Genomic DNA, 5166 nt, shown 5'->3' with positions numbered 1-5166 from the left:
AAGGAAAGCCTGCACGGTGGCGGCGGACTGGCCGCATGGGCTGCGCATCGCGGTCAATGTCTCGGCCGTGCAGATCAAAAGCGGCACCTTTGCCCGCAGCGTCATCTCCGCACTGGCATTTTCCGGTGTGCCGGCCAGCCGGCTGGAACTGGAAATCACCGAAACGGTGCTGATGGACGAAAGTGATACGGTGCTGAAGACGCTCAGGCAGTTGCGCGAGCTTGGCATCCACATCGCGCTGGACGATTTCGGCATAGGCTATTCGTCGCTCGGCTATCTCCGCCGCTTCCCGGTCGACAAGATCAAGATCGACCGCTCCTTCATTCGTGACATCGACAACCGCGACACCGCTGCGATCGTGCGCACGGTCATCGGGCTCGGCGCCCAGCTTGGCATCACCGTCACCGCCGAAGGTGTCGAGACCGAAGCTCAGCTGGAGTTCCTGCGCAAGGAGGGCTGTGTCGAGGCCCAAGGCTATCTGATCGGCGTGCCATCCAAGGCAGCGGACATAGCTCGCCTGCTGGAGACGCGTGCGGCAATCAGGCAATCAGGCTGATCGCGGCAAGGCCGAGCCAGTCAGCGGATGAGCCGGAAACACCGGCGATCAGCGCAGCGTCTCGATATATTTTTCGTGGAAGCGCACGTAACCAGCTTCGATCTCCTTGAGATGACGCTCGATCACGGCGTGAAACGCTGGCAGTTGATGGAACGGCACACCCGGATAGGCATGATGCTCGGCGTGGAAGGGCATGTTCCAGGCGAGCTTGCGGACAAACCAGTTGGTCAGCGTGGTCCGGGTGTTTTCCAGCATGTTGGCGACTAGCGGACAACGGCCATGTTCGGCCAGGAGATAGAGGCGCAGGAATGGTTGCCCGAGCAGCGCCGGCACGATCCAGACATAGAGCAGCGTGGTTGCCCGGAACCAGACGGCCAGCACCAGCACCACGGCATAGAAGGCAATCATGGCGCGGGCCTCGGCGCGCACCTTGGGCCGGCCCTTTGGCGGCACGTAGCTGTCCCGGCAGCCACCGATCGCGTTGGTGTAAAGCGTCTTGAAGTGGCCCCACCACATCGGAATCCCGGAAACGTGGACGATATACTGCCGCAAGGTTTCGGGCTTCGGGAAGGCGAGTTCCGGGTCGTTCTCCGGGTCCTGGGTGAAGCGGTGATGAGCGAAATGGAAATAGCGGAACCAGTCGGCCGGCAGCGCGATCGCCAGGCTGCAGACGCGCGCCACGAAATCGTTCAGCCGCTGTGTTTCAAAAGCCGTGCGATGGACCGTCTCGTGCAGAAGCGTGAACAGGAAAACGATGAGGATGCCTTGCGGCAGCATCAGCAGCGGCCAGTACGGCACCTTGGCGATGATCAGCGCACCAATGACGATGATCGCGCCCCAATGGCCGGCAAGCTGCAGCAGCCCTAGGCGATCCGACTTGGCGGTCAGCCGGTCGCGCTGTTGCTGCGTCAGCGATGCGATCACCTCGCGATGGTCCATTGGTTTGATCCGGTCTCATACTGTCGATGAGATAAGCCTAGTCGCCAAAATAGCTTTCGCAAAACGAGGATTTCTGCAATTTAGATAAGCTCAGCTTGTCTTTTGGTCATTATGGTCGCACTTCCATCCTTGCGGGGACTGCAGGCTTTCGAGGCTGCGGCGCGCTGCGGCAGCTTTGCCGCCGCGGCGCAAGAACTTTCGATTTCCGCGGCCGCGGTCAGCCAATTGATCCGGACCATCGAGGACCAGATGGGCCGCAAGCTCTTCCACCGGGTCAACCGCCGTGCCGTGCTGACCGATGCCGGCCGGGAAATGCTGCCACGGCTGACAACGGCCTTCGAGGAGATCGGCAGCGTGTCGCGCGAGCTCAGCGGCGCGGAGTTTCGATCGCGGCTTGTCGTCTCGGTGCCGCCATCGATGGCGATGGGCTGGCTCTCGACGCGGCTGACGAGCTTTGTCGCCAGCCATGGCGCGGTCGACATCTCGCTGAGAGGCGAAGACGATCCGGTATCGTTCGACCGCGACCTGATCGACATACGTCTTTCCTATGGACGTTCCCACTATCGCGACCAGGCGACTGAAGACATCGTGAGGGATGCCGTCTATCCCGTTTGCGCACCTGGCCTGGCAAGGGAGATCGGCGATCTCGAAGGCGCCGCCGCCCTCGCCCGCTTGCCGTTGATCCACACCGACTGGGGGCCGACAGGCGCCTCCTTTCCATCCTGGCGCAGCTGGTTCGAGACGGCCGGTATCGAGCCTGGCCGCACAAGCCAGCGCGGTCTGTCGGCGAATTCGTCGCGGGCGGCACTCGATCTGGCTATTTCGGGCCTCGGCGTCGCGCTGGCGCAGGGAGTCTTCTGCGCCGAAGCGGTGGAAGACGGCAGGCTGGTCAGGCCCGTCGCACAGGCACTGGAGCTGCGCCAGCCCTATTGCCTGACGATCCCGCAACGAAGCTTGAGGCGCGATGTGGTTGCGGCGTTCAAGGAGTGGCTGATCGAGGAATGCCTGCGCTCGGTGGGTTCGCCGGCGTTGATCACTCGGCCATCCGAGGGCCGGTGACGGCGGTTGTTCTCTCAGAGATGTCCGCTCAATGCTTCCACCATGTCCTTGTTCGTCGCCACGGGAACGATCTCGAATTCGACCAGATCCGCCCATTCGACGACCCAGCGCTGCAGTAGCGTGACGTCGTCGGCCTCCACCAGCAGGAAGCAGCGGCTCATATCCGCCGCGATCCAGCTGTGGTGCACGAGAAGCGCGTCCGGCTTCAGGCGGCCCTGGTCGCGGAAGCGACGGTAGATCTCCTTGCGGTCACAGTCGCGAAAATCCTCGGTCACAAAAAACAGCATCTCTGTCTCCCTCCTCGGATGATTATCGCCCAGGCCGATCGAGCCGCTCCAGGAACCACTGCGTCAGCCGCACCCAGACCTCGTCCTTTTCGCCGGAATCCTCCCAGCCATGGTCGAGGTTGGGATTGTCGTTGACCTCGATGACAAAAACGCCGTCCCTGGTCTCCTTGAGGTCGACGCCGTAGAGGCCATCGCCGATGCAGCGCGCCGCTCTGACCGCCGTCTCGACGACATGGGCTGGCGCCTCCTTCAGCGTGAAGGTCTTGATGCCGCCCTGGTCGGGCTTGCCGTTGGCCTTGTGGTTGACGATCTGCCAGTGCTTCTTGGCCATAAGATAATGCACGGCGAACAGGGGCTGGCCACCGAGCACGCCGACACGCCAATCATACTCGGTCGGAATGAATTTCTGCGCGATCAAGAGGTCGGAATCCTCCAGCCATTCGGTGGCCAGCCTCTTCAGCTCCTCGAAGGTCTCGCATTTCTTCACACCCCGCGAAAATGACGAGTCCGGGATCTTCAATACCAGCGGGAAACCCAGCGTCTGCGCCGCCACGTCGAGGTCCGAGGTGCCGGCGATCATCACCGTCGGTGGCACCGGCACCTTGTTGTAGGTCATCAGCTCGTTGAGATAGACCTTGTTGGTGCAGCGGATCATCGACAGCGGGTCGTCGATGACCGGCATGCCTTCCTGCTGGGCGCGGCGGGCGAAGCGGTAGGTGTGGTTGGAAATCGAGGTGGTCTCGCGGATGAACAGCGCGTCGTAATTGGCGAGCTTGGCCAGATCCCTCTTGGTGATCGGCTCGATTTCGACGCCCATTTTCTCGGCGATCTTGGCCCAGTAGCGAAGCGACGAAATCTCCGACGGCGGCAGTTCCTCATGCGGATCGACCAGCGTGGCGAAGGTGTAGCGCGCCGGCGTGCGGCCCTTGGTGTCGCGCCATTCGCGGTTGGTGTAGGTCTCGAGGCATTGCAGGAAGCGCTCTTTTTCCTCGTCGGTCATCCGGATCAGCGGATGGAAGCCGATCTTGCGGATCGCCGCCCATTCGGCGCTGTCCTTGATGTGGACCTCCAGCGCCGGCGCCCGGAACCAGTCGAACAGGAGCTTGGCGAAGCGATCCCATACTTTCGACGGGCCGATGCCGAAGAAGATGCAAACCTTCTGCGGAAAGGCGCCGCCGAGATCCTTGCGGCATTTGTTGAGTGCAAGTTCGAGTTCGGGCAGCGCATGCTCGTAGAGCTTGCGCTCCGACAGGTCGATCATCGTCTCGACCGTCGGGATGACCTTGTGGCCGCGCGAGCCGGCGAGCAGCGAGGCATAATAGCCGCGGCTCTGATAGCCGTAATTGTTCGACAGGTTGATGACCTTGGGCCGCTGGCCGCGAAACAGCGCCGGATGCGCAAGATAGTCGCGGTTGGTGATGATCTTGTGCGGCGTCGCCACCTGGTCGAGATCGTTCTGCCGGCCGGTGAGGATGACCCAGGTCATTGTCTTCAGCGCTTTCCTAGCGTGATGGCGGCGCGCAGTCCGTCGCGGCCGAACTGCGCCATGTTCATGAAGATGCCGTAAGGCACGGGAATGTTGGCGGCATCAAGGATGGTCTCCTGTCTCTCGTCCTCGACCCAGGGATCGTGGATCAGGATATGATCGCCGTCGTCGCCGATGGCCAGCACCCAATGCGGCACCTTCTTGCCGAACATCAGGAAGCCGCTGATCAGGACCAGAACCAGTTTTCCTTCGGCGATGGCGGCGCGGATATCGTCGATGGCGAATGGACGGTAATTCACCGGGATGCCGTAAAGTTCCGCGCGCCGGCGAAAGTCGACCTGCGCCAGTTCCATGACCCGGCGCTTGTCCTGGCTGCGCACCGACTGCAGGAACAGCGCGCCGTAGAAGGACACGTAGATCTCCGCCGAGAGCCCGCTTTCATAGCCGGCGACGGCGAGCCCGAACGGTTCGCAGCCGCCGGGCCCGGACATCATGAAAACGGTGGTCGCTTCACGCCACAAACGGATTTCCATGACCGGATCGGGCACGAAGCCGGGATCGAAATTGGCCATCGCCATCATCAGGCAGCACGGGCCGCAGGTGAATTCGCAGGTCTGCTGGTAGAACGGCACCTTGGTGGCGACCGGAATGTCGCCACGCAACGTCTTCTCATAGCGAAGCGCGGTGGCGCCGTCCTCGTAATAGCCGGGTTCGCGGCCGATCCTGCGGTAGCCGCTCTGCTCGTAGATGCGGATCGCCCGGCTGTTGTCCTCGCGCACCTCAAGGCGCAGCATCATGCGGTCATGCTCGAAGGCGGCCTCCTCGGCCCGTTCCAGCAG

The 5166-nt window shown here is 62.3% G+C and carries 6 protein-coding genes; 2 read left to right on the top strand and 4 right to left on the bottom strand.

Annotated elements, in window-relative coordinates; genetic code table 11:
* The coding region (locus tag CN311_RS30305) for an EAL domain-containing protein (protein ID WP_133117291.1) at window positions 1-556 on the top strand (556 nt) is incomplete at its 5' end.
* A gap of 48 nt (window positions 557-604) precedes the next feature.
* On the opposite strand, the gene CN311_RS30300 is transcribed toward CN311_RS30305, so the two are convergent.
* Complete coding sequence (locus CN311_RS30300) at window positions 605-1495, bottom strand: fatty acid desaturase family protein (protein WP_097577263.1); 891 nt, start codon at window positions 1493-1495, stop codon at window positions 605-607.
* 111 nt (window positions 1496-1606) lie between these two features.
* Between CN311_RS30300 and CN311_RS30295 the strand changes: the two genes are divergently transcribed.
* A complete protein-coding gene (locus CN311_RS30295; protein WP_097577262.1) occupies window positions 1607-2554 on the top strand; it encodes a LysR substrate-binding domain-containing protein in 948 nt (315 codons plus the stop codon).
* Between the two features lie 14 nt (window positions 2555-2568).
* On the opposite strand, the gene CN311_RS30290 is transcribed toward CN311_RS30295, so the two are convergent.
* The 3 genes from CN311_RS30290 to CN311_RS30280 form a co-directional block, all read right to left on the bottom strand.
* Window positions 2569-2841 (bottom strand): DUF3303 domain-containing protein, encoded by a 273-nt coding sequence (locus CN311_RS30290; protein ID WP_097577261.1) that lies wholly within the window; start codon window positions 2839-2841, stop codon window positions 2569-2571.
* A 22-nt stretch (window positions 2842-2863) separates the two neighbouring features.
* Window positions 2864-4327 carry a RimK family protein gene (locus CN311_RS30285; protein ID WP_097577260.1) on the bottom strand — a complete coding sequence of 488 codons (1464 nt, stop codon included), beginning with the start codon at window positions 4325-4327 and terminating at the stop codon, window positions 2864-2866.
* 5 nt (window positions 4328-4332) lie between these two features.
* Window positions 4333-5166: GNAT family N-acetyltransferase/peptidase C39 family protein (locus tag CN311_RS30280; protein ID WP_115504286.1), on the bottom strand; the 834-nt coding region annotated here is incomplete at its 5' end.

Source organism: Mesorhizobium sanjuanii (assembly GCF_002529485.1).
Taxonomy (GTDB): domain Bacteria; phylum Pseudomonadota; class Alphaproteobacteria; order Rhizobiales; family Rhizobiaceae; genus Mesorhizobium; species Mesorhizobium sanjuanii.
The sequence above is the reverse complement of the archived record's forward strand: the minus strand, read 5'-3'. Positions and strand labels throughout refer to the sequence as shown.